The organism is Bacillus sp. z50 (genome assembly GCF_058313585.1).
In genome coordinates this window covers 971,074-996,214 of sequence record NZ_JBZFQL010000001.1, presented here as the reverse complement: position 1 = coordinate 996,214, position 25,141 = coordinate 971,074, and the positions used below count along the sequence as shown (strand labels likewise).

The 25,141-nt window shown below is 38.6% G+C and carries 23 protein-coding genes; 20 read left to right on the top strand and 3 right to left on the bottom strand.

Annotated features, from left to right (window positions below; translation table 11 throughout):
* Positions 1-75: 75 nt before the first annotated feature.
* From AC4G3N_RS04685 to AC4G3N_RS04625, 13 genes are all read left to right on the top strand, one after another.
* Positions 76-1,353: an ABC transporter substrate-binding protein gene (locus AC4G3N_RS04685; RefSeq protein WP_491089821.1), complete on the top strand. Its 1,278-nt coding sequence runs from the start codon at positions 76-78 to the stop codon at positions 1,351-1,353.
* A 58-nt stretch (positions 1,354-1,411) separates the two neighbouring features.
* Positions 1,412-2,311, top strand: coding sequence for a carbohydrate ABC transporter permease (locus AC4G3N_RS04680; protein WP_491089820.1), 900 nt, complete (start codon positions 1,412-1,414; stop codon positions 2,309-2,311).
* A gap of 14 nt (positions 2,312-2,325) precedes the next feature.
* The gene (locus tag AC4G3N_RS04675) at positions 2,326-3,159 is read left to right on the top strand and encodes a carbohydrate ABC transporter permease (protein ID WP_257469160.1); all 834 of its coding nucleotides are present in this window, start codon (positions 2,326-2,328) and stop codon (positions 3,157-3,159) included.
* A 38-nt stretch (positions 3,160-3,197) separates the two neighbouring features.
* Positions 3,198-4,727, top strand: coding sequence for a DUF4127 family protein (locus tag AC4G3N_RS04670; RefSeq protein ID WP_491089819.1), 1,530 nt, complete (start codon positions 3,198-3,200; stop codon positions 4,725-4,727).
* A 39-nt stretch (positions 4,728-4,766) separates the two neighbouring features.
* On the top strand, positions 4,767-6,341 hold the full coding sequence (locus AC4G3N_RS04665) for an FAD-dependent oxidoreductase (protein ID WP_491089818.1): 1,575 nt from the start codon (positions 4,767-4,769) through the stop codon (positions 6,339-6,341).
* Positions 6,342-6,356: 15 nt separating this feature from the next.
* On the top strand, positions 6,357-7,532 hold the full coding sequence (locus AC4G3N_RS04660; RefSeq protein WP_139892514.1) for an alpha amylase family protein: 1,176 nt from the start codon (positions 6,357-6,359) through the stop codon (positions 7,530-7,532).
* A gap of 156 nt (positions 7,533-7,688) precedes the next feature.
* Positions 7,689-8,408 carry an N-acetylmannosamine-6-phosphate 2-epimerase gene (locus AC4G3N_RS04655; RefSeq protein WP_139892513.1) on the top strand — a complete coding sequence of 240 codons (720 nt, stop codon included), beginning with the start codon at positions 7,689-7,691 and terminating at the stop codon, positions 8,406-8,408.
* A complete protein-coding gene (locus AC4G3N_RS04650) occupies positions 8,405-9,286 on the top strand; it encodes an ROK family protein (protein WP_139892510.1) in 882 nt (293 codons plus the stop codon). The genes AC4G3N_RS04655 and AC4G3N_RS04650 overlap by 4 nt, the downstream gene beginning before the upstream one ends.
* A gap of 16 nt (positions 9,287-9,302) precedes the next feature.
* A complete protein-coding gene (locus AC4G3N_RS04645) occupies positions 9,303-10,022 on the top strand; it encodes an alpha/beta hydrolase (protein ID WP_491089817.1) in 720 nt (239 codons plus the stop codon).
* On the top strand, positions 10,019-11,899 hold the full coding sequence (locus AC4G3N_RS04640; RefSeq protein ID WP_491089816.1) for a beta-N-acetylhexosaminidase: 1,881 nt from the start codon (positions 10,019-10,021) through the stop codon (positions 11,897-11,899). Before AC4G3N_RS04645 ends, AC4G3N_RS04640 begins: the two co-directional genes overlap by 4 nt.
* Positions 11,900-12,019: 120 nt before the next feature.
* Positions 12,020-13,147: an SGNH/GDSL hydrolase family protein gene (locus tag AC4G3N_RS04635; RefSeq protein ID WP_491089815.1), complete on the top strand. Its 1,128-nt coding sequence runs from the start codon at positions 12,020-12,022 to the stop codon at positions 13,145-13,147.
* 81 nt (positions 13,148-13,228) lie between these two features.
* Positions 13,229-13,621: an acetylxylan esterase gene (locus AC4G3N_RS04630; protein ID WP_491089814.1), complete on the top strand. Its 393-nt coding sequence runs from the start codon at positions 13,229-13,231 to the stop codon at positions 13,619-13,621.
* 138 nt (positions 13,622-13,759) lie between these two features.
* A complete protein-coding gene (locus tag AC4G3N_RS04625) occupies positions 13,760-15,202 on the top strand; it encodes a DEAD/DEAH box helicase (RefSeq protein ID WP_148630117.1) in 1,443 nt (480 codons plus the stop codon).
* Positions 15,203-15,260: 58 nt separating this feature from the next.
* Here AC4G3N_RS04625 and AC4G3N_RS04620 read toward each other — a convergent pair whose 3' ends face one another.
* Positions 15,261-15,878: a kinase gene (locus AC4G3N_RS04620; protein ID WP_491089813.1), complete on the bottom strand. Its 618-nt coding sequence runs from the start codon at positions 15,876-15,878 to the stop codon at positions 15,261-15,263.
* A 133-nt stretch (positions 15,879-16,011) separates the two neighbouring features.
* On the opposite strand from AC4G3N_RS04620, the gene AC4G3N_RS04615 reads away from it, so the two are divergent.
* The 5 genes from AC4G3N_RS04615 (at position 16,012) to AC4G3N_RS04595 (ending at position 22,378) form a co-directional block, all read left to right on the top strand.
* On the top strand, positions 16,012-16,221 hold the full coding sequence (locus tag AC4G3N_RS04615; RefSeq protein WP_148630112.1) for a hypothetical protein: 210 nt from the start codon (positions 16,012-16,014) through the stop codon (positions 16,219-16,221).
* Positions 16,175-16,846 (top strand): hypothetical protein, encoded by a 672-nt coding sequence (locus AC4G3N_RS04610; RefSeq protein WP_491089812.1) that lies wholly within the window; start codon positions 16,175-16,177, stop codon positions 16,844-16,846. The genes AC4G3N_RS04615 and AC4G3N_RS04610 overlap by 47 nt, the downstream gene beginning before the upstream one ends.
* 99 nt (positions 16,847-16,945) lie before the next feature.
* Positions 16,946-18,982 (top strand): Na+/H+ antiporter, encoded by a 2,037-nt coding sequence (locus AC4G3N_RS04605; RefSeq protein WP_491089811.1) that lies wholly within the window; start codon positions 16,946-16,948, stop codon positions 18,980-18,982.
* Positions 18,983-19,137: 155 nt separating this feature from the next.
* The gene (locus AC4G3N_RS04600) at positions 19,138-20,148 is read left to right on the top strand and encodes an NAD-dependent epimerase/dehydratase family protein (protein ID WP_139892499.1); all 1,011 of its coding nucleotides are present in this window, start codon (positions 19,138-19,140) and stop codon (positions 20,146-20,148) included.
* 1,147 nt (positions 20,149-21,295) lie between these two features.
* Positions 21,296-22,378: a DNA/RNA non-specific endonuclease gene (locus AC4G3N_RS04595; RefSeq protein WP_491089879.1), complete on the top strand. Its 1,083-nt coding sequence runs from the start codon at positions 21,296-21,298 to the stop codon at positions 22,376-22,378.
* Between the two features lie 645 nt (positions 22,379-23,023).
* Here AC4G3N_RS04595 and AC4G3N_RS04590 read toward each other — a convergent pair.
* Positions 23,024-23,149 (bottom strand): DUF4023 domain-containing protein, encoded by a 126-nt coding sequence (locus AC4G3N_RS04590; RefSeq protein ID WP_077248062.1) that lies wholly within the window; start codon positions 23,147-23,149, stop codon positions 23,024-23,026.
* 120 nt (positions 23,150-23,269) lie between these two features.
* Between AC4G3N_RS04590 and AC4G3N_RS04585 the strand changes: the two genes are divergently transcribed.
* Together AC4G3N_RS04585 and AC4G3N_RS04580 are read left to right on the top strand one after the other, a co-directional pair.
* Positions 23,270-23,947 carry an NAD(P)H-binding protein gene (locus tag AC4G3N_RS04585; protein ID WP_491089810.1) on the top strand — a complete coding sequence of 226 codons (678 nt, stop codon included), beginning with the start codon at positions 23,270-23,272 and terminating at the stop codon, positions 23,945-23,947.
* 82 nt (positions 23,948-24,029) lie between these two features.
* On the top strand, positions 24,030-24,632 hold the full coding sequence (locus AC4G3N_RS04580; protein ID WP_491089809.1) for a DUF1836 domain-containing protein: 603 nt from the start codon (positions 24,030-24,032) through the stop codon (positions 24,630-24,632).
* 57 nt (positions 24,633-24,689) lie between these two features.
* On the opposite strand, the gene AC4G3N_RS04575 is transcribed toward AC4G3N_RS04580, so the two are convergent.
* On the bottom strand, positions 24,690-25,073 hold the full coding sequence (locus tag AC4G3N_RS04575) for a rhodanese-like domain-containing protein (protein WP_225983605.1): 384 nt from the start codon (positions 25,071-25,073) through the stop codon (positions 24,690-24,692).
* Between the last annotated feature and the right edge of the window lie 68 nt (positions 25,074-25,141).

The following is a 25,141-nucleotide window of genomic DNA, read 5'->3' as shown; positions in this document are numbered from 1 at the left end:
TTTCGGTGAGGTGTACAAAAAAACATTTACTGCTAGAAATCGAAATACCGAAAAATCAATCAGGGGGTGTAAGGAATGGGTAGTTTTAAAAAAGTATTTTCAGTAGCTATGTCGTTATTGCTAGTTTTCGGAGTTTTAGCTGCATGTAACTCCGAAGAGTCTGGAACAAAGGATTCAGGTTCAGGTAAAGACGGAAAAGCAACGGTTGAATTTTGGACAATTGCGCTTCAACCAACCTTTAATGATTATTTCAATGACCTTATTGCAAAGTACGAGGAAGAGAATCCAAATGTAAAAGTCGACTGGAAGGATTTCCCGTATGATGCGATTCAAAACAAGCTAATGACAAGTATTGCAAGTAAAAAAACACCTGACGTTGTTAACTTAAATACCATTTTAGCAAACCAAATGGCTTCAAAAGGTGCTTTGGTTGATTTCAATAAAGAACTAACGGATGAGCAAAGATCGATCTATTTTGAAGGAATCTATCAATCTACTGAACAGGGCGACGGTACATATGCGCTTCCTTGGTATACAGGTATTCCAGTCCTGTTTATCAATAAGAACTTGGTCGAAAAAGCAGGCCTTGATATCAACAATCCTCCACAAACCAAAGAAGAGCTAGTGGACTGGGGAAAACAAATAAAAGAGAAAACAGACTCTTTTGGCTACGTATTCTCTATGGAAACCCGTTCCATTCTTGAAGAAGGATTTAAAATTGTCGAGAATGATAAAGCAATATTCAATAACCCCGAAGTAAAAGAGTATATCCAAGGAAATGTTGATTTGATTAAAGATGGAGTAATCCCGGCTGACGTACCGACCTTTGCCAAGCAGATTGAGCTTTTTGGCAGTGAACAGGTAGCAATGATTATCTCTAGCTCTTCGTTTATCAACCAATTAAAAACGGCTTCACAGGATGTCTATCAAAATACAATTGCCGTTCCTTCCCCAACAGGAAAAGCGGGGATCCGTTTCACCAATACGATGAATCTAGTGGTTCCAAAGGATTCAAAGAATGTAGAGGCTGCCACTAAGTTCGCGCATTATCTGTCAAACGATGAAAATCAATTGGCCTTCTCAAAAGCGGCAAACACTCTCCCTTCTACAAAGGCTGCTGCCAAGGATGAATTCTTCTTTAAAAATGATGGAACATTAGAAAGCCAAGCGCTATCTGCTTCTGTTGAAAGCCTTGAAAGTGCAACAGACTTTTATCTTGGCATTGAAGCCGCCGGCGATGTGGACAGTGCGATAAGTAAGCATCTGCAGAACATCTACATCAATGGGGAGGACCTTGATGCCGAGATTGAAGCGGCTGAGAAGGAAGTCAATGATATTTTAGCTGATAAATAGATGAAAATTGAATGGGCAGATGAATTTCTGCCCATTTTCGATTAGGAGGAATAACTCTATGGGGAAGAAGAGGACTGTCGGTTTAAGCAGATTTACCGAGGCTCAAACAGCTTGGCTTTTTATGGCGCCAGGGTTACTTTTGCTTGCTCTATTCACCTTTTGGCCGATTATTTACAGTTTTCCTTTGGCATTTACCAACTACTCGGTTATTGGTGAAACGGCATTTGTTGGGCTTGATAATTTTAAAAAGGCATTTACAGATGTGAATTTCATTGCATCGATCAAAAACTCGCTTCTTTACATGATTATTGTGCCATTTATCCAAATCATCTCAATCCTGATGGCTATTCTTGTGAATCGAAATATCGCGGGGATTAAGTTTTTCAGGACCGCCTTCTATATTCCTGTGGTTACCTCCATGGTTGCTGTCGCGATTATCTGGGGCTGGCTGATGAGCTCAAACGGAGTTCTTAACTATCTTTTAATGTCAGTTGGGATTTTGGATGAAAAGTTGAATTGGCTCTCTGATAAGGATACAGCACTCTGGTCGTTAATGTTTATTACCTTATGGAAGGGCTTAGGGTATTATATGATGATTTATCTTGCTGGCCTGCAAGCTGTTCCAACAGATTGTATCGAGGCGGCAAAGATTGATGGTGCCAGTAATTTCCAGATTATGAGAAAAATCACAATCCCTTTGTTAAAGCCATATGTGTTCTTCTGCACGTTAATTTCCTTAATGGGAGCCATTCGGGTATTCGATGAGGTGTTCGTCTTAACGTCTGGCGGGCCAGGAAACGTAACTTTAACGAGCAGTGTGTATATTTACCAACAAAGTTTTGAAAAATTCGAATTTGGATATTCATCCGCATTGGGGTTATTGGTTAGCTTCATTATTATGTTCCTCAGTGTGTTCATCTTCATGTTTAACAAGAAGGGTGGTGTAAATCCATATTAATTATGGATGCCCCTATGAAAAAGAAGAAATCATTCAAGAAAATGATTAATAGAATTTTTATTTATGCGTTACTCATTCTACTTGCCCTATTTATGATGGGACCATTTCTATGGCTGTTAAGTGTATCCCTAATGCCTGGAAAGAACGTTTTTTCATTTCCGCCTGCAATCCTGCCAACCTTTATTGATTTTAAGAATTATATCGAAGTATGGCAGTACATGGACTTCCTTAAATATATTTGGAATACGGTGATTATCACTTTCTTTGGTGTTACATTGAGCATTTTATTTAGTGCATTAACCGCGTATCCGTTGGCCGTGTTTAACTTTAAAGGAAGAAATTTAATATTCCTGCTGCTCGTTTCGACGATGATTATTCCCGCAGCCGCAGGACTTGTAGTTAACTACCTGACAATTAATATGTTCGGCTTAGTCAATACCTTTACCGGTGTTCTCCTTCCGACGCTTGTTTCCGTGTTCAATGTCTTCTTATTCAGACAAGCCTTCATGGGAATTCCATTGGATATAAGGGACTCAGGGAAAATGGATGGCGCCTCGGAATTTCGGATTTGGGGCCAATTAATGATGCCGATGATCAAACCGTCTGTCGCGGTGGTTGGATTATTTGAGTTTATGGCGAACTGGAATATTTTCCTCTGGCCGATCATTGTGTTAGAAACAAATAAATATCCGTTAGCCGCTGCGCTTAGCTTTTTGAAGGGCCAGTTTTCGTATAACTTTGGGTGGATTGCCGCTGGGACAATCATCTCCGTATTGCCGATTATCGTGGTCTTCATATTTACGCAAAAGTATTATATGGAAGGAATTTCAGGCGCAGTAAAAGGATAATTCATCCGAAATAATGAGTGCTAAAAAAGGAGATTTACATGAATAAAATTGTTTATATCCCATTAGATGAACGGCCATGTAATTATTCTTTTCCAAGCCTTTTAACAGAACAAACAGATGTCAATATAGTAAAACCCAGTTCAAGTCTGATGGGGGATAAAAAGGTTCCGGGAAACACGGAGAAGATCTGGGAATGGCTGTTTGAAGAAGCAAGGGATGCAGATGGTCTCATTCTTTCATTAGATACATTGTTGTATGGCGGAATCATTCCTTCTCGCCTGCACCAGCTAACATTGGATGAGATCAGAACTTCACTCTTAAGACTGGGCCGCCTGAAAGAAATCAATCCGGATGTAAAACTATACGCATTCAATTTGATTATGAGATGTCCTAAATATTCAAGCAGTGATGAGGAACCGGACTATTATGCAGATTGGGGGAGTGAAATCTTCCAGTATGGAAGACTGCAACACCTGATTTCTGCCAATCTTGCATCTGAAGAAGACCAACAACAATATGAAAACCTTAGGTTGCAGCTGCCACAAGAGGTAGTGGATGACTATTTAACTCGAAGAAAAATCAATGTTGAGGTAAATAAGCTCGTCCTTGGCTATGTGAATAATGGAATTATAGATTTCTTGGTTATTCCTCAGGACGATTCCGCGCCTTACGGATGGACGGCCCTTGACCAACAGGTGGTTAGAGGAGCAATCGCCTCGCATCATCTTGAACTAGATGTGTATATGTATCCAGGTGCAGATGAAGTTGGATGTACATTGCTGGCAAGAATGCTTAATAGCTTTAAAAAGAAAAGACCAATTGTATATCCAGTTTTCTCAAGTATACAAGGTCCGTCTGTTATACCGTTATATGAAGATCGCCCTTTAATGGAAACTCTCAAATATCAAATTTTAGCAGCCGGTGGACTGCTAACTTCCGATAGTACATTAGCAGATTTTGTATTATTTGTTAATTCACCAGTAGAGCCGATGATGGAAGCTGCCTACCAGGACAATCTTAGTACAAAATATCAGGTGAATCGAAATTTAATCGATTTTGTCGAGCAGCTTGAGTATACAGTGAATGAAAGAAATATCCAGTGTGTGGTGGCTGATGTTGCATTTGCGAACGGTGCCGACTTAGGGCTGCTAACGTTATTAAAAAGAAAGAAGCTTCTTTTTAAATTAGCTGGTTACGCTGGTTGGAATACAAGTTCTAATACGTTGGGAACATGCATCACACAGGGAATGCTTCACACTATATATGGCAGTTCGCAAACTCATTGTAACTTTCTTGCATTACGGTATGTCGAGGATGCGGGCTATTGCAGCATCGTCAGAAAAAATATCACGGCTAATCATTTGCCTGGATTAGGATTAAATTATTTCCTCGTTGACGGAAAAAAAGGAAAGGTTACTGATCTAGTTCAGGAGCAATTAATGAAGTTCATTGGCGAATATCTTAGCGATGAGGAAAACGATTTACATATTCAAGATTGCTACATGCCATGGAGCCGTATGTTTGAAGTCGGTCTGGTTGTTAAACATATACCGAAAATGAAAAACTAGTATTTTACTAAAATGGTTGGGAATAAAGGGGCTGCTACGATGAAGAAAGAATTTGCTGATGTAGTGGTAATAGGTGGAGGTTTAGGTGGCTGCATGGCCGCATTGGCTGTTGCTAAAATGGGTTTAAAGGTCATTATGACGGAAGAAACAGATTGGTTGGGTGGACAGCTTACAAGTCAGGCAGTACCTCCTGATGAACATAAGTGGATTGAGATATATGGTTGTACCGCTACGTATCGTGAATTTAGAGATCGAGTTCGCCAATATTATCGTGATAATTATCAGCTTACGAAGGAAGCAAAGGAAAATGACACATTGAACCCTGGAAATGGATGGGTAAGCCGGTTGGCACATGAACCTAAAGTTGCCTTAAAGGTAATTGGTGATATGCTTGCTCCATACATGAACAGTGGGAAAATAAAAGTCCTTTACAACTATAAGCCGCAAGAAGCGATAACAGAAGATGATGTCGTAAAATCCGTTACAGTGACTCACATCCGGAAAGCACAAAAAATTGAATTGATTGGCCAATACTTTATAGATGCAACAGAATGTGGGGATGTTCTGCCAATTGCCGGGGTTGACTATGTATCAGGCGCGGAATCAAGAAAAGATACAGGCGAACCTCATGCACTGGAGGAAGCAAATCCAATCGATATGCAATCGTTTACCTATGTGTTTGCGGTTGATTATGTGGAGGATGGGAATTTTATCATAGATAAACCTGAGCAGTATGAGTTTTGGCGTGAATATATGCCGAGCTTTTCACATTTCCCCCTTTTCAGCTGGTATGCGACAGATGCAGATGATACATCAAAGCTAAAACAATTTACGTTATTCCCTAATAAGGAAGGAATTCCTTCCTTATTTACTTATCGAAGAATACTTGATACAGAAAACTTGGACGGGGATTTATACGAAGGTGATATTTCTCTGATCAATTGGGCGCAAAATGACTACTTCCTAGGACCGATTTATGAAGTAACAGAAGAAGAAGCTGAAAAAAACTTATTTAACGCCAAACAGCAAAGCTTATCCCTCCTGTACTGGCTTCAAACTGAAGCACCAAGAATTGACGGTGGAAAAGGCTACCCTGGCTTAAGGCTGCGTAAGGATGTATTGGATACAGAGGATGGCCTTGCAAAATATCCGTATATTCGTGAATCAAGAAGAATCAAAGCGGTTTACACCATTACCGAACAGGATGTTAGTAAAGAAATAAGAGGGGATCAAGGAATATGCAGGTATTTTGATAGTGTGGGTGTTGGAAGCTATCACTTAGATTTGCATCATACAACGGTATCGAACCGAAGTTTCTATATTCCAAATTTACCTTATGAAATTCCCCTTGGAGCTCTAATACCAGTGCGAGTGAAAAATCTGATTCCAGCATGTAAAAACATTGGAACGACTCAAATTACCAATGGGTGCTACAGGCTTCAACCGACGGAATGGAATATTGGGGAATCAGGGGGTTATTTAGTGGCTTATTCATTGCGAAACAATGTTACCCCTTACCAGGTTAGACAAGAGGAAAAGCACCTGAACGACTATCAAAATCTCTTAATAAAGCAAGGAGTCCAGCTTCATTGGCCAGAGGATATTGACCTATAAGGAAGGGGGAGGAAAATGGACCAATCAAACATATTATGGGTGGATTTTTTAGCAAATGGTACTCGATTATTAGATCCAGAAAAAACGAAAGAGCTCATTCAACATGCACTGAACTGTAAGGTCACACATCTTGTCATTGATGCGAAAATTCCATATGGATTTACAACCTATCCTAGTGAGTATGCATATCATGTTAGTGAATTGAAGGACGAACAGTACCATGATTGGAAGGGCCGGGATTTTCTTCAAGAAATGATTGATCATGCAAAAAACTCTGGTCTCAAGATTATCGCAAATGTCGATGTGTTCGCAGAAGGAAATGGTATAGACAAAGAAGGAATGGTATATGCTCAGCCTGAGTGGCAGGTTGTTCATTATAACGAAGCATTTTCATCCATGCCGACAGCTGCGGAAAATCACAATGATCCAACGGTGTTTGTTAATCCGATTCATCCAGAAGTAGAGGCCTATGAACTAAATATCATTCAAGAAATTGTTCGAAACTATGAAATAGATGGTGTTGTTTTAGACAGATGTCGATATCCGAACGTTTATGGTGATTTTAGCAAGTTAAGTAAACAAAGATTTGAAGCTTTTATAGGCAAGGAAGTAAAAAAATGGCCAGCGGATATTCTGATTGTTGAAGATAAGAAACCTATGTTTGGTCCTCTTTTTCCAAAATGGGCTGAATTCCGTGCTAAAAACATTAAAAACTTTGTTCAAAAAGCTAAAAATGTCGTCAAAACAAGAAATCCGGATTTCATTTTCTCAATATATGTTGGTTCATGGTATCCACTGTACTATAACGAAGGCGTCAATTGGGGAAGTGAAAGCTATCGCCCTTCCTTAGAATGGGCTTCTGAGACGTATCATACATCCGGATATGCAGAAGAATTTGATTTTATCATGACAGGCTGCTATTACTCAGATGTAACGATTAAGGAAGCGCAAAGCAATGGGAGACCTGCAAGTTGGTATAGCGTTGAAGGTGCGATTGAGATGAGTGAAGAAGCAATTAATGGAAAAACTCCTGTGATTGCTAGTTTATTCTTGAAGGATTATACCAATGATGTTGAACAATTTAAAAAAGCTGTGCAGCTTTGCAAGGAACGGACAAATGGAGTTATGCTGTTTGACACAGTTTATTTAGAGGATTATCAGTGGTGGAACGAACTGGAAGAAATACTATAGCAGGGATTTTCTCTGACTGAAATACATCTCCGGTGGAGGCTTGTGAGATCTTCAAGAAGGATTTTCACACAAACTTGATATGAACCTTTGTGCCAATCTACCAGGACCAATTGATTGAATCATAGATTAATAAGTAACTGGAGTGGAGTGTATAAGATGGATGATAAACAAGTGTTTTTTGACAAAATTTACAAAAAGTTAGTCGTGTCATGCCAAGCACTGCCTGATGAGCCCCTGCATAGCTCCTATATTATGAGTAAGATGGCGGAGGCTGCAACCAGAGCAGGTGCAAGCGGCATACGGGCTAACAGTGTAGAAGATATCCATGAAATAAAAAAAGTAACCTACTTGCCAATTATCGGTATTATCAAACGGGATTATGAAAATACTGATGTTTTTATCACTCCAACAATGAGGGAAATTGATCTTCTTGTAAATGAAGGGGTAGATATGATCGCATTGGATGCCACTAACCGAGTACGGCCGGATGGTCATACAATTACTGAGATTTTTCCTGAGATCAGAGAAAAATATCCACAACAATTATTTATGGCGGACTGTTCGACTCTAGAAGAGGGAATTCAGGCGGAAAAATTGGGATTTGATGCTGCAGGAACGACATTATGCGGCTATACAGAATATACAAAAGAGGTAAAATTACCAAATATAGATTTGATTAAGCAATTTGTCAATCATTTAAGGATACCGGTAATAGCCGAGGGTGGCATCTCTTCACCTGAAGAATTAAAGGAAGTTTTGGCAACAGGAGTTCACTCGGCTGTAGTAGGGTCCGCAATCACACGCCCGCAAGTAATTACAAAACGGTTTGTACAAGTTCTTCCAGAAGTGAATCATAAGAAGGTAAAAGAGTTATGAAAATTTTTGCTGCTGATATTGGTGGGACATCTATAAAAGTTTGCTTAACCGATAAGTATGGAAAGATGGAGCTCTTTAAAGAGGTTCCAACGGAAAGTATAAAAGGTGGGCAATCTATTATTCAAAGGTTGGAGAAAATAATCGATCAGTACCACGATATAGATGCGATCAGTATTAGCACTGCTGGTCAAGTGAACTGTGAGGAAGGCTATATTATTTACGCGAATGACAATCTGCCCAACTATACCGGTACAAGAATTAAGGATTTTCTAGAATCAAAGTTCCATGTTCCCGTCAAGGTTGAAAACGACGTAAATGCAGCTGCTCTTGGTGAAAACTATTATGGAGTAGGTAGGAACTATCGGGATTTTATTTTTTTGACCTTTGGTACAGGTATTGGCGGAGCGATTGTAATTGATTCAAAACTGTATCGTGGTTTCACTGGTATAGCAGGAGAATTCGGACATATGAATCTTTACCCAAATGGTGTTCGTTGCGGCTGTGGGAAACAGGGATGTTATGAACAATATGGTTCGACAAAAGCCCTTATTAGGCTGGCGCAAACTGTAAATTCCGACTGCACTAACGGCAGGCAGCTTTTTGAAATGATACAAAGCGGGTGCAAGGAGCTGTTTGAAGTATTTGATCATTGGACAAATGAAGTTGCACGCGGTATTGCCAGTCTAATTCATATCTTCAACCCCACCTGTGTCGTTTTAGGTGGTGGAATCATGGAACAAGATCTGTCTATCAAACTTGTTTCTGAAAAGGTTCATCAGCACATTATGGATAGCTATTCAGATGTAAAAATAGTGAAATCTGAATTCGGTAATAAAGCTGGCTTGTATGGGGCGATTTCGTTGCACAAATTTAGCTGAAAAGGGGCTAAATACATTGAATACATGTAATCGTAAATTTTATAGTTCGTTTTTACAAAAAAGCCTAGATTACAAGATTATAAAATGTAATCAGCAAATTGAAGATGCTTATTTATTATATGTCCAGGATGGTAAGGACTATTTAGAGCTGGGAGGACTGGAAAAAGCAATTTTGGATATAGTTCTTGCAAACCCTGAACTGGCCAGCCATCTCATTTTCGTTCTTATTCATCCTGGAGATTCGGCCGAAAGGTGGAATTCATTCACCCGAACTGGCTCTTCATTTTATAATTACGTGCATTTTATGAATATAGAATTTATTCCCGAAATTGAAAGTAACCTTGGGATTGAAAGTATTTCAAAACGAGGTCTTCTCGGAGACTCTTTAGCAGGGAACATTAGCTTGAATATTGCATTAGAAAAGCCCGGATTGTGGACGCATTTATTGCTTCAGTCTCCGGCTATTTCTGATGGAGATATAAGACAGCTGGAGAATGTAAAATTAACTGGATGGAATGTATATCAAACTGTCGGGGTGTATGAAAATGAGTTCATATCCTCAGTCTCTAAAGAAAAATTATATATTCTAAAGAGGAATCGGGAACTGTATCAAAGTTTTCTTTTAAGTCATGTAAATGTGGATTATAGAGAATCTGAGGACGAGCATCTTTGGGAGGTTTGGGCAAGGGATTTACCAGCCGCATTACAATTTTTCGTAAAGGGAGTACAAACATGAAGATACATTTTACAGGCGAGCTTACAGAGGTGTTAGAGGGAGTTAAGCTCCTTAGTGCTGATTTGGGAATAAAAAGTACTGACGATGGGTATCCAATTGAAGTGATAAACCGTCAAGGACCTTTGGAGGTACGTAATAAAAATGGCAAGGCGCAAATCCTTTTTCATAAAAGAATTCATTTTTTTAGAGGATTAGGGTTATGGCTACAGCATATTAACCAAGACAAGGAATTCCATATTACTGAAGAGCCTCAATTTGAAACAAGTGGTGCCATGATTGATGTGTCCAGAAATGCGGTACTAACTGTTGATGGTATTAAAATGCTATTGCGCCAAATGGCTGTAATGGGCTTGAATATGGTAATGGTGTATACAGAGGATACCTATGAGGTTGCCGAAACTCCTTATTTTGGATATATGCGCGGGAAATATACGGATGATGAAATTCGAGAATGTGACAATTATGCTTTCCATTTGGGAATTGAAATGATCCCGTGTATTCAAACATTGGCTCATTTAAAGGAAGCATTAAAATGGGGATATGCGAATGAGATAAAGGATACGGAAGACATTTTGCTTGTTGGCGAACCGAAAACATATGAATTTTTAAAAAGATTGATTCGGGCAGCATCGAGGCCTTATCGTACGAAAAAGATTCATATCGGAATGGATGAAGCGCTTCAGCTAGGCCGTGGAAAGTACATTGAAAAAAACGGGTATCGAAATCGATATAAAATAATGAATGAGCATCTTCAGGAAGTTGTTTCAATCACGGAGGAATACGGGTTGCAGCCAATGATTTGGAGTGATATGTATTTTCGATTGGCTTCTAAAGAGGGAAATTATTATGACTTTGATTCAACGCTACTTGAAGAAGTAAAACAATCAATTCCGAATGTGAAGATGGTGTATTGGGACTATTATCACGAGGAAGAAAGTTTTTATGAGGGTATGCTAAACACTCATAAACAAATTGTCCCTGACCCAATCTTTGCCGGCGGGTTATGGACATGGAATGGGATCTCTCCGAATTATGCAAGGGCTTTTAGGAACACGGAGGCCGCTTTAAATGCATGCAAAAAAACAGGCATTAAAGAGGTCTTTGCAACAATGTGGGGGGATAATGGAGCGGAAACTCCAATTCAAACCGTACTTCCCGGACTGCAGTTATTTGCTGAATATGCCTATCATCAAGATGTGAGCAGAGAGCATTTGGAGGAACGGTTTTACTACTGTACAGGCTGCAAGCTAGATGATTTTTATATATTGAATCAATTTGATGAAATTCCAGGAGTAACACAGGATAATTTATATTCCTCAAACCCCTCCAAATTTTTACTTTGGCAGGATATATTAGTTGGACTATTCGATGAAAATATAAAGGGATTTCCGATTGCAACTCATTACAGTGGTTTAGTGGAGAAGCTGCGGGTGGCCAAGGCGCGCAATCAGGGCATGGAATTGTTGTTTTGCTTTTATGAGCAGCTAGCAAGGGTGTTAAGTGTGAAAGCGGAACTAGGAATTGAATTAAAGCTTGCCTATGACAAGGTTGACAAACCCAAAATAAAGGTGTGTCAAGAGAAGCTGGAAATTCTTAAGGCAGAGGTTGATACGTTAAGAAAGAAACATAGAGATGTATGGTTTTCTGTTAATAAAGCTTTTGGGTGGGGAGTTTTGGATATTAGATATGGAGGATTATTAGCGCGACTTGAAACAGCGCAATATCGACTAGATGAATGGTTAAATAACAAAGTTCCGAAATTAGAAGAGCTGGAGGAAGATCGGCTTAGATACGATGGTCCAGAACAATTTCCAGAGAATGTAACATTGGGCAGAGGGGAGACGTACCATCGGATTGTGACAGCTAGTAATTTATAGTGGCCGACAAATGAAAAGGGTGAACTAATAGGCCAAAGCCATGGTGCCAGAAACTTCAATGACAGATTAAGCTTCATGATTCATTAATTTTAAAATTGAGTGGAAAATGAGGTTGAACAAATGGAAAGTATTAATGAAAAAAACTCCGCTCAGATGAAAGTCGGCTGGGAGCTCAAAAAGGAGCAAGAGGAGATACGATGGCACAACCCAAAAGAAGAGCCATTTCGCATAAGTGGTTTTGCGTGGTTTAACAAGGAAGGCCGGTATCGGCGGCTTCCGGCTCAACCTGATTATGAGATACCCGAGCGCGTAGATGAATTGGCGAATCATACATCCGGAGGACAAATTAGCTTTCGGACAAATGCCTCCAGGCTTGAAATAAAAGTAAAACTGACTGCTGCTGCAGATATGGGTCATATGACTGCTCTTGGCCAATGCGGCTTTGATATATACGTGGGAGAGCCGGGGCAGAAAAGCTATTATGCGTCTGCGATTCCCTCTCTTCTTGATCAATCTTTTGAGAGAACTATTTGGGATTTTTACAGTAATGGACAACATAGCAAGGAGCAATCAAGAGAAGTAACATTGAATTTCCCTTTGTATCAGGGGGTAGAAGAGGTTTTTATAGGAACAAATCTTAGTGCAATCATTGAACCGCCTACTCCGTATGTTTCAGATAATCGCGTGTTGTTTTATGGTACTTCCATTACTCAGGGTGCCTGTGCAAGCAGGCCAGGTATGTCATACACAAATATCCTGAGCAGAAGGTTTCATTTAGAATTTATTAATCTAGGATTCTCCGGAAGTGGCAGAGGTGAACAAGGGGTAGCATTAACCATCAGAGAAATCGAGCGTCCAGCCTGCTTTGTCCTTGATTATGAGGCGAATGTCTCATTTATGGAATATAAAGCTACACTAATTCCCTTTATCGAATCCTACAGGGAATATCATCCAGATGTCCCTATTATCATAATCTCTAGAATTCCTTTTGTACAAGATAAGTTGATAGGTGAATATGAGGATTTTCAAGCGCGTAGAAAATACTCGAAATCAACTGTGGTGCAGTTAAGACAACAGGGGGATACTCAGATTTCATTTATAGATGGCGCTTCTTTGTTGGGTGAATATTGGCATGAATGCACAGTCGATGGAATCCATCCCAACGACTTGGGCTTTATGGAAATGGCCAATCGGATCGAGAGTGCACTTACGCCATTAAGGAGCCTTAAAGCAGGGGATGATCTCTAAATTAAGGGGTTCTCATATTGAGTTTCAAACCAGTGAATTTGGACAGTTCGTTCCGGGCACAAAGAAATGTGAGGGATTATTTTGCTATTGTTTGAAAATCAGGTGAAGCAGTTTACTAGCTATTTGCCAGCCTTAACCAAAAAAGATGATTTTCATAGATTTTGGGAGAAGACTCTAAAAGAATCTGCCAAAATTCCTTTAAATAGCGTACTGGAAGAAATAAACTATCCTATTAAGCAGATAGAAGCATTTACTATTTTCTATCAAGGGTTCGGAGGTTCTCCAATAAACGGATACTATATTCTTCCTAAAGAACGAAGCGGAAGTGTGCCTTGTATCATTTTTTATCACGGTTATTGTGGCGAAAAGGGTTCTATTTCAAATTATATGAAATGGGTTATCCAAGGGTACGCGGTTCTGCAACTTGCAACTATTTTCGGAAGAAGAAGAGGTGAAAATAAAGGACCTATTTAAAACTAAATGGTGCCTCTTTTCGCTTGAATTTCAAAGAATACCAATCAAATTTTAACTATTCCGTGCCAATCAGGTATAATGAATAAAAGCATCTCTCAAGTGGAGAATCAGCTAAGTAACCGAAAAAGAGGAACATACATGACTGAACATAGCTTCAAAGATTTTAACATAAGTCCCGAAATTATTCGGGCATTAAGTAAAATGAATTATTTTCAACCGACAGAGGTACAGCAGAAAGTAATTCCAACAGCGCTGGAAAATCAGGATCTTATCGTAAAAGCACAAACTGGCAGTGGGAAAACAGCTGCGTATGGAATCCCGATTTGTCATCATATAGAGTGGATAGAAAATAAACCTCAGGCACTTATCCTAACACCGACCAGAGAATTGGCTGCACAGGTGAAGGAAGATTTAACGAATATTGGTCGATTTAAGCGGATTAAAGCAGCAGCTGTTTATGGAAAGCAATCATTTGCCAAGCAACAGCTGGAGCTTAAGCAAAAAAATCATATTGTCGTTGGAACACCTGGAAGAGTGTTAGATCATATCCAAAAAGGAACATTAAACGTTGGCGAACTTCGCTATCTGGTAATTGATGAAGCAGATGAAATGTTGAATATGGGCTTTATTGATCAGGTTGAAGCCATTATAAATGAATTACCTAAGGAACGAATCAGCATGCTGTTTTCAGCAACATTGCCGGATGATATTCAGAACCTATCCAATCAATATTTAAAAGAACCAATATTTATTGAAATTAATAAAAAAGAGATGACGACTCAGTTGATCGAACACTCTTATTATAGGGTCAAGCATGAAAAGAAAGCGGAGCTGCTAAGGAAAGTTACGACGATAGAAAATGCGGATAGCTGCATCGTTTTTTGCCGCACACAGGAACAGGTAAACAATCTGTTCGATACATTGGTTAAATGGGAGTATTCATGCGGCAAAATTCATGGTGGAATGTATCAAGAGGACCGCTTCGATGTTATGAATCAATTTAAACGGGGTGAGTTTCGATATTTAATTGCCACGGATGTCGCTGCGCGCGGAATTGATATTGAAAATATTACGCATGTCTTGAATTACGATTTTCCAGTGGAAAAGGAATCCTATGTACATAGGACGGGAAGAACGGGTCGTGCGGGACATACGGGAGTAGCCATTTCTTTTGTAACTCCTTTTGATGAAGAATTATTGAGAGAGACAGAAGAATATATAGGCTTTGCTATTCAGGTAAAAGAGGAGCCAACTGAAGCAGAAGTAGAAAAATGCAGACCGAATTTCGAATCAAAAATGTTCGAAAATGAGATAAAGGAAGATAAAGCGACCGAATTAAACAGTGGAATTATGAAGCTGTTTTTCAATGGCGGCAAGAAAAAGAAATTGCGAGCTGTCGATTTTGTGGGGACAATTGCAAAAATTGAAGGCATATCTGCTGAAGACATTGGAATTATCACAATTCAAGACCAGGCTACATTTGTTGAAATATTGAACAATAAAGGTCCAATCGTCTTACAGGCTATGAAGAATAAAACTATTAAAGGAAAGAAATTAAAGGTATATGAGGCATTTGAATAATACTAATTGCTTCACCGATCTAAACAGCCCTTCCGAATCGTTCGGAAGGGCTGTTTTATTAGATCCATGCTGAAGATCTAACATCATTCTTGATAACCAAATCAGCTCGTTCTAGCGGGGTAACTGTTTTTATATAATACTGTTCTGCTTTCCAGTATCGATTTCGAAATTTATCAATATTCTCCTGTGTGGTCTTACTTTCACGGCTGAATCTAGTTTCTCTGGAACAATCCAGGTAAATCATATAATCAAAGAATGCTCTCCATTCTTTTCTTTGCAGAAATATACCTTCAATGATAATGAGGGAGGTTACTGGAATCTGGATTACTTGCCATTTTTGCTTATCAGTGGTGGGGTCATATGCAGGCAGGAGTAACTCAGCTGATTTCTTTAATTGATTGAAAAAATTAGCTCTTAGCCACTCCGCGTCCCATTGCAGTCGGTAATATTCAATCCATTCTTCGTGACCAGTATGATAACGTTTATCTTTATCTACAATAAAATCATCAATATGAAAAAGGTGAAATGATAGACTCTGTTTCTCAAGTGACTGTTTCATTCTTTTGGTAAAAGTCGTCTTCCCAGAACGACTGAGGCCATCAATACCAAGAATAAATCTTTGTCCTACTTTAAGTTCGGGTAATTGATTAATTAGATTTTGTATATAATTTCTCAAGTATTTCCTTTCCTCCTGTACTTTGAAGTTGTCCTCACTTAAATAAACCTTTTGGATTTTTCTGTTATTTAATCTCTTTTAGAAATATTTTCCTTTATAATTATAGAAAAGGCAATACAAAGGAGGCAGTTACGTGGATATTGTTAGACATTATAAAGAGATGCCACCCACTTTTCAAAAGTTACAGAAACTGCAGGACAATCTTGAAGAAGACGGGTATTCTTTAGATTCACTTGGACTAATGCTGGATACGGAGGATCAGAATTATTTCGTCACACCATGCGATGTCATTACATTTGCGTCTACCGGATCGGGATGGGATTCATTTTGGTTTATTGACTGATTTTGGAGCTGTTACCGATTTAGAAGAGGCCTATGTGGTTTATGTTAGTCCTATGGACTTTGGATCAGCTGTATTTTTGGCTGCTCGTAATTTAAAGGAATTTACGAATCTCCTTTTCACGATGAAGGATGCGATCGAAATCGGAAATTTTCTATCAATTGACATGGCTGATGAAGGGGAAGAACGTGAAGACGAAGCGGAATTTGAATATGATGAAGAAGAGTTTTTACAAGAGAGGAAATATGTACTTGGAAAATTAAAGGAATCATTAAATTGTACGGTTATTCAAGATGTAAAGTCATATTATAAGAATCTATTTAAGGAGAGAAAACAGCAAATCGCTATACATACACAAGACGGGATTGGGGTGATTCCGATAAGTAATCAACCAATCACACGCGATAAATACGAATTGGAAGAGGATGTGGAAATTGACGTTCAGGATTTACAGGCATACTTTCAGAAAGCTTCCGTAGAAAATAAACTTGCTTATGTCAGAGATGCACAAACTCTTGGCATTATAATGGATGATGAAGAAGTCAGGGAGTTCGTTTTAAGTGAGTTAAGGGAACTTGGATATAAGATTGAAGCGGATCGATTACAACGCAGTAATGAATCCGATTAAAGAGAAATGTTTCCTACATAACTGTTTGGGTATGGTAATAAGTAGCCTCTTTTTGTGGCAGAATATAAACATTAATAATATCGAATTAGAGGGAGAATAATGGATTTACTTTTATCAATTATATTGCTTTTAGTGATGCTTTTAATATCGAATATTATTAGCCACTATATTCCATCCATCCCCACAGCTTTAACTCAAATAGCTTTGGGGATTTTATTTGCTTTATTCATACAGGATCTATCATTTGAGTTGAAAGCGGAATGGTTTTTGCTTTTATTTATTGCACCACTATTATTTAATGATGGACGTAGATTTCCACGCGATGATTTATGGAAAATGCGCTGGCCAATATTGGCCAATGCATTTATTCTTGTTTTTTTAACGACTATAATTGGCGGGTATTTTATTAACTGGCTGATTCCCAGTATTCCGTTGGCCGCTGCTTTTGCTTTAGCAGCTATCCTTTCTCCAACGGATCCAGTAGCGGTGAACGGAATTGCCGAAAGGATTTACTTACCGACGATTATTTTACGTCTTGTTCGAGGCGAATCGTTGATTAATGATGCGTCTGGTTTAATTGCCTTTAATTATGCAGTTGCTGCGGTTGTAACAGGTTATTTTTCATTACAGGAGGCAGCAGCCGATTTTGTTTATGTGGTAATTGTTGGTGCGATTGCTGGTATTATCCTCGGATTATTAGCTATCCTAATCCGTTATTCACTAAGAAGACAAGGGATACAGGATGTCACCTTTTATTCTTTGCTGCAATTTGTAACGCCATTTATTGTTTATATTGTTTCAGAAGAAGTCCTGCACGCCTCTGGTGTAATTGCTGTAGTAGCTGCAGGTATTGTTCATTCCAGTTTAAGTGAAAAGACTGGAATGAAAAGTGCTGAGGAACAGGTGGTCACTGAGAATATGTGGTCGATCATCTTGTTTGTACTCAATGGAGTGGTGTTTTTATTATTGGGCTTGAGTTTGCCTTCTTCTATGAGAGCAACGGTAGAGAATCCTCTAATCAGCAATTGGCTTGTGCTCGGTTATGTCCTGGCGATTGGTTTGGCTATCATGATTATCCGAATTGTTTGGTCCTACTGCTTCTTAAGCATGGGTTATTACATAACTAACAGAAAAGAACAATCGAAGCCCAGCTGGAAAGTGGCCCTTCTAACCGGCTTGACTGGCGTACGCGGTGCAATTACCATGGCAGGTGTATTGTCAATGCCATACTTTGTAGCAACTGGAGATTTATTTCCTGAACGGTCTCTAATTGTATTTATAGCAGGCGGTGTTATTTTATTTACTCTTTTAGCTGCGACTATTCTATTGCCTTTGATCAGTAAAAAAGCCATTGAACCAGAGAGTGATGAAGAGAAAGAGTTTTTAGATGCTCAGATGAAATTAAAAATATTGAGGACTGCCATAAAGCGGATTGAAGAAGAACTAGAGCCGGAGAATCAATCCGCTGGTTACGAGTTAATTGGTGAATATAAAAAGATGATTGAGCAAATTCGCTATGAAAATAAGGATTTAGAATTTATTAAGGTATCGCAAAAAGAGAGAATAGAGGCTCGCTTAGTTGGTTTAAGAGCAGAAAGACATTATATCCAGGAGGCTGCTGCTGATGGTTCCGTAAGTGAAGAAATCGTGAAAAGACTCGAGAAGTCCCTGGATATAAGAGAAAATTTACTCACAGAGAATTTCATGTCCAAAATAACGACTCTTTTTGGCCAATTATATAGGAAGTATAAGCAATATAAGCGTGTGATAACCAAGGAAAACGAAAAGACAGCAGTCTTGTTAAATGATATGCGGGATATTCAGATTCAGGCGACAAAAGCTGCCATTGAAAGTCTAGAAAAATATGTAGAGGAAACGAACAATTCACATGTTTCATCCATCATTTATGAGTATCGAAGAATTATTGATAAACTGAAGCAACCAAATAAAGCCCGTTCAAATAATAGTATGAAGGATCAGCAAAAAGAAGAATTACGTTTCAAAGCTATTGAAGCTGAACGAGCTGACATTCAGCGAATGTATGAAGAAGGCCAAATAAATCGCGAACTGGCTCAGGATTTACGTCGATTTGTGAATTATGTGGAGAGTGTTATGCTTCAGGAAATTGAGGAATAGGCTTGCAGGTGTTCTACCTGTGAGCTTTTTTGTTTACCGTTTAAAGGTAAAGGGAAATGTGAGTATAAGATTTCACATAAAATACATTTTTGGTCAAATATACCACTATCTTAGATGATAAAATTTAGGAGAATGAAACGGAGGAGGCAACCAACATGAAAGTATTTATGATTGGCGGTACGGGCTTATTAGGTGCTGAAGGCGCAAGGGTATTAATTGAACAAGGGCATGAAGTGGCAACATTGTCACTGCCACCTATCCCTGAAGGCAGTAACCTTCCTGAAGAAATGGAGATAACTCTGGGAAATTATTTAACATTGACAGATGATGATATTCGTAAATATTTAACAGGCTGTGACGGATTTGTTTTTGCGGCAGGTGTAGATGAAAGAGTAGAGGCACCATCACCAATCTATTCATTTTTTGAAAAATATAATATTACACCATTAGAACGGCTATTAAGAATAGCAAAGGAATGCGGTGTCAAACATTCAGTTGTACTTGGGTCGTATTTTGCTTATTTTAATAGAGAACTACCCGAGTATGAACTGACGAAGCACCATCCATATATAAGGAGCCGTGTAGATCAGGCTAATATGGCTTTATCCTTCGGGGATGATGATATGAGTGTAGCCGTTTTGGAGGTTCCATATGTCTTTGGAAGCCAGCAGGGACGTAAGCCTGTTTGGGTATTCCTTGTTGAACAGATTCAAAATATGAAAGAAGCTGTCATGTATCCTGAAGGAGGAACAACCATGGTGACAGCGAAGCAGATCGGGGAGTGCATTGCTGGTGCCTTAATAAATGGGAAGACAGGTAATTATCCGGTTGGCTATTATAATATGGAGTGGAAAGAAATGCTGACCATCTTCCATAAATACATGGGAACACCGGACAAAGAAATCATAACAATTCCTGCCTCTAATTATATTGAAGCGATGAAGGCGAAAGCAGAAAAACAAAAGAGTGCTGGAATAGAACTGGGATTGGATACGGCTGAATTCGCAAAAATCTTTACTAAAAATCTTTTCATTGATAAAAAGACAATTGTTGACCACTTTGGTGTACAGCCAGATGATATAGAAAAAGCCATCGGAGAATCAGTTCAGTTAAGTCTGGATATATTGGAAGGAAAAAAAGCCGTAGTTGATATGAAAGCTGAATAAATCTACATGAGAGAAAAATATATATAAAGGAAGGGAAGCTTTGTTTCCTTCCTTTTTGTTATGAAAAAGGTAATGGGTCATTATAAAGAACCTTAACAAAAGGCTGTTTCGTAAAGATTGTGGCTTTCGTATGGAAGGGGAAGTTGGTATGGTTCGTATTATATAGTTCAGCCAGGACTTTCTGGTTGAACTTTTTATATGGATTTATTCTATCAGTAGCCAGGGTAGAATTTACGGGGATGTGGGACTGATATGGATTTCCTCCGCTAAACTGTTCACCCCCTACTTGTATAAATATATATAAGGCTAGGTGGACTGAGATCTTGTATAACAAACGAAGCTATAATACTACTTGGAGGAAATAGGGGGGACTGGTGAATCTATCAGAGGAGTATAAAGAACGAACCCAATTGTGGGCGTAGATAGCATTTTAATAAATTAATGGAGGATTAGTTAAAGAAGAAGTAATATTTATAATAAAGAAAACACGCCGTTTTTTGGGGCGTGTTTTCTTTATCTTTATGCCATTTATGATATCAAAAAGGTTATTACTTCAGAGTATTTTTAGAAAAGCATCTCAAAACGTAAACCTTTGGATTGATTCTGGAGGTCTCTTCATAATTTTCCCGTTCTATTACTATATGGAAATAATATCTAGATTGAGTTCGGATTGCCGAGTGGTAAATAAGAATATGAGCTATTATGAAAAGCCTATTTGTTATCCATATTAATTACAAAAATAGAAGGAGGAAGAAAGATGGCTTTGTTGGTTGGACTGCTTTTAATATCTTTTCTAGGTCTAATCGTAGGTTTGAATGATCCGAACGTTGTTCTTTCATGGCTTCCAGAAACTAAAAGAAATAAGCCATTTGTGTGGCGGGTTTTTGGGGGCGCAATAGCAGTATCTTTTATTTGGATACTGTCACCTTCAGTAATTGATAATTTGCTTCTTATCCTATTTCTAGTATCTATCGCAGCTTTATTTGTGGGCTTAATTAAACCGAGATTTGTTTTGAAGAGAGCTCCTGAAGCCAAAAGGTTGCATGTAGTAATGATTTTTGGTGCTGCAGCGATATTATGTATTACTTTAAGTTCAATAATTCCTCCAGTAGAAGAGTCTGCTGATAGTAGCGCACAGGTAGAGCAACTGCAAGAAGTAGGTACGGTTAAAGCAGAGGAAGAAAAAACTAAAGCGAAGGAAGAAGCAGAGGCTAAGGCAAAGGCGGAAGCGGAGGCTGAGGCGAAGGAAGAAGCGGAGGCTAAGGCAAAGGCGGAAGCGGAGGCTAAGGCAAAGGCGGAAGCGGAGGCTAAGGCAAAGGCGGAAGCGGAGGCTAAGGCAAAGGAAGAAGCGGAGGCTAAGGCAAAGGCGGAAGCGGAGGCTAAGGCAAAGGCGGAAGCGGAGGCTAAGGCAAAGGCAGAAGCAGAAGCTAAGACAAAGGCGGAAGCTAAGAAAAAAGAGGAGACACAGTTCTCAGGATACAAACTTATCAAAGTGGATGGTGGCGATTTATCTGGTTATCGTGAACCCAATGTTGTCGTGGATATCGGCTATGGGGATCGCAAATATTGGGCGTTTACTAATGAATACGGGCAACTAGTACGTGTCATTGCGGACGAGATTATTCTACAAGATGACAGTAGCGAGCCTGTAACATCATCTGGTAGATATTACTCTGATGAGGCAAAAGTTCCGGGTGTTGAAAGTGATAATTTTGATGAAGGACATATCATAGCTGACTCTCTAGGAGGGGTATCGAATGCTTATAATATTACCCCACAAGAAAGTACATTGAACAGGTATGGCGACCAAGCATATATGGAAAAAGTGATTCGTGATGCAGGTGGTGCGACAAATTTTGAAGCAATTATCACCTATCCGAATACAAAAACACAGGTTCCTTCAAGCTATAAGTATACGTATACCATCAAGGGCAACAAAGTTGTAGATAAATTTGACAATGTTAACCCGGATGAAGTAAACCAATCACTTGGTTTAACAGAAAGCAAGTCTTCTAACTCAACCAGTTCAAGTAAAAACTCAACTAGTTCAAGTGAAAACTCAACCAGTTCAAATACAGGCGGTAATATTTCTAGTGTCGATACGAACGGTAATGGTGAGGTGACGATTAAAGAAGCAAAAGATGCAGGTTTCAGTATGCCTATAACGAGTGACCACTGGTTGTACCCTTATATGCGGGATAACGATGGTGATGGGATGGTAGGTGAGTAGGCATCTAGACTATAGAAATATTAAAACCCTCCTAGTCAATAGGAGGGTTCTGTTGTGATAAAAATTACTTAAACTGAAAGAGCGTTAGTCCAATAAGCTACTTCCTTTTTGGTGGGGCTATTTTCATATTAACAAACATAATAACTAGCTAGAATCCTTACCCTTTCCAATCAACGCATTAGTTTGCCAGGTAACCGTTTAATCCCTTCGGTACAAATAATACTTCCTAAAACACCAACTAAAACGCTGGATGAAATAATTTTAAATGCATAATAAATACCTGTACCTGTTATAAAATCTAGTACTAAAAATTTTTTAATGGTAGACCACCTAATCGTATAGAAAACAACTTGATTATGTGTTTTCATATTCTTTAATCACACCCAAATCATTTTTCCTAAGATATGAATATATAAGGTTGTTTGATTCCACTAACCTGCAATATAAGAAGGAGCAATATTATGAATTTTTGAGGGCTTTATAAAATAATGCTATCTAACAGGGAATTTTATGTTAATGGAAGTAATGGGTTTTAGTGGTACTACTAATAGGTGTTACTCTATTTATGGGATTAATCGTAAGAAAGGCTGGCAAGTAAGCAAAAAGCCATGAGAAACATAACTCATGGCATTCGATTACAAGGTATTAATGCTGTTTATTTGGAAGTTTTTTGCTTGGACGTCCATATCCTTGTTTAGCTTGGTTCTTTTCAGCCTTTTGTTGCTTTTCATGCAAATTTTCTACAAATTCATGAGTGCTTTCTTCTTTCATATATTTCATCCTCCCTCTTATGGATTTATAGTTATTTTCTCAATTTTAATGGAATTCATGCATGACGAAAATAGATTATAATAGAGGAAACGAAAATAAAGGGTAGATGGAGGAAAATAGATGACCGGTAAAGTAGGGTTAGTAATTGGGGCAACCGGATTAGTTGGAAAGGAATTGGTGACAACGCTTTTGGATTCACGTGAATTTGAGAAAGTGATTGTATGGGTAAGGACCAGCACGGGTATTCAACATTCAAAGCTTAGGGAAAGTTTTCCGGATTTTGAACAATTGGATCAGGAACCTCTACCAAGTGATGTTGATTGTATTTTTTGCTGTTTGGGTACAACCATTAAGAAAGCGAAGACAAAGGAAGCGTTTAGGAAAGTCGATTATACATACCCGTTGATGCTTGCAGAGAATGCTAAACAGCACCAGGTTCGTCAATTCTTAATTATTTCTGCAATGGGTGCTGATGAAAAATCCCATGTGTTTTACAGCAAAACAAAAGGGCAACTGGAGACTGCATTGAAACAGCTTCAATTAAACAGTCTAACCATTTTTAGACCATCACTTTTATTGGGGAATAGGCAAGAATTTAGATTGGGAGAGGGATTGGCAGCTTTAGTCAGTAAATCTTGCCCGTTTGTATTTAAAGGTCCTCTTAAGAAATATAAGCCGGTACAAGGAAAAATGGTGGCAGAGGCTATGTATATATGTGCGCTGCAGGATAAAAAGGGTATAAATGAAGTTGCTTCCTATGAGATAGAGCAAATTGCCGTGTATTCCGATAAATTATAAAATGCTAAAAGTTCACCATCCTTACAGAATCTGAATGGTTAATGTATAATAGAAATTACTATTAGTAAACAGAGGTTACAAAATGAAAAACAATGAAGAACTTATCAATCAACTGGGATTGCAAGATAAAATCACATTAGAGGATATACCAGATATTGATTTATATATGGATCAAGTCATTCAATTATTCGAGAGTAAATTCAAAATGTCTAAGCGGAATGATGATGAAAAAGTTTTAACTAAAACGATGATCAACAATTATGCCAAGGGTAAAGTATTTTTTCCTATTAAAAATAAAAAATATTCTAAGCGGCATTTAATAGTAATCAGCCTGATTTATCAGTTGAAAGGGACACTCTCTATAAGTGACATTAAAACGATTCTGGGACCCTTGAACACTAAGATAGTAGAGGAAGACTTACAGCTTGATGAGCTGTATTCCAGCTTTCTGCGCCTGACTGATCACAATGCTCATAAATTTAAAGAAGACATACTAGAGAGTATCTCTGAGGCAAAAGAAGAAGGGGTACATTTAGGCGGCACTCTGGATGAGTTCAACGGCGATGTTGAATATTTTGAGAAATTATTAATGATCGCTTCTCTTTCTCATATGAGCCAGCTGTATAAAAAAGCAGCAGAGAATCTGGTAGATGAATTTAACGGTGGTAATAAAACGAAATCATAAAAAATATCCGTTTAATTATAAAGAGCCAAGTGCATACCCTGCATTGGCTCTTTGATTTTATTTAGTTTTAATTTTACCCTTCCATTGTTTGAAGCCGCCCTCGAGTTGATAAAGTTCACGATAGCCTTTTTTATATAGCATCTGAGCAGCTCGTGTGCTTCTCATTCCGCTTTGACAATAAAGATAAACAGGTTTATCTTTGCGGAGTTCCTTCATACGCATTTTCAATTGTGTTGAAGGTATGTTGCGGGCTCCTAAAATATGTCCGCCATCAAACTCTTTTTGCTCACGAACATCTATTAACTGAGCTTTTCGATAGCCAGCTTTAAAGTCCTCTTGGGACAATGTCGTAACCATTTTTTTGCTGGAGAACCAACTGTAGATGGAATATCCAATGATCAATACAGCCAGAACAATTAATACGATTAATGATGTTGGCAATTCAATCCCCACTTTCTCTTTCTGTTCACTTTACTATTATACAGTTCGTATATTTGTCTGGCAAAAAA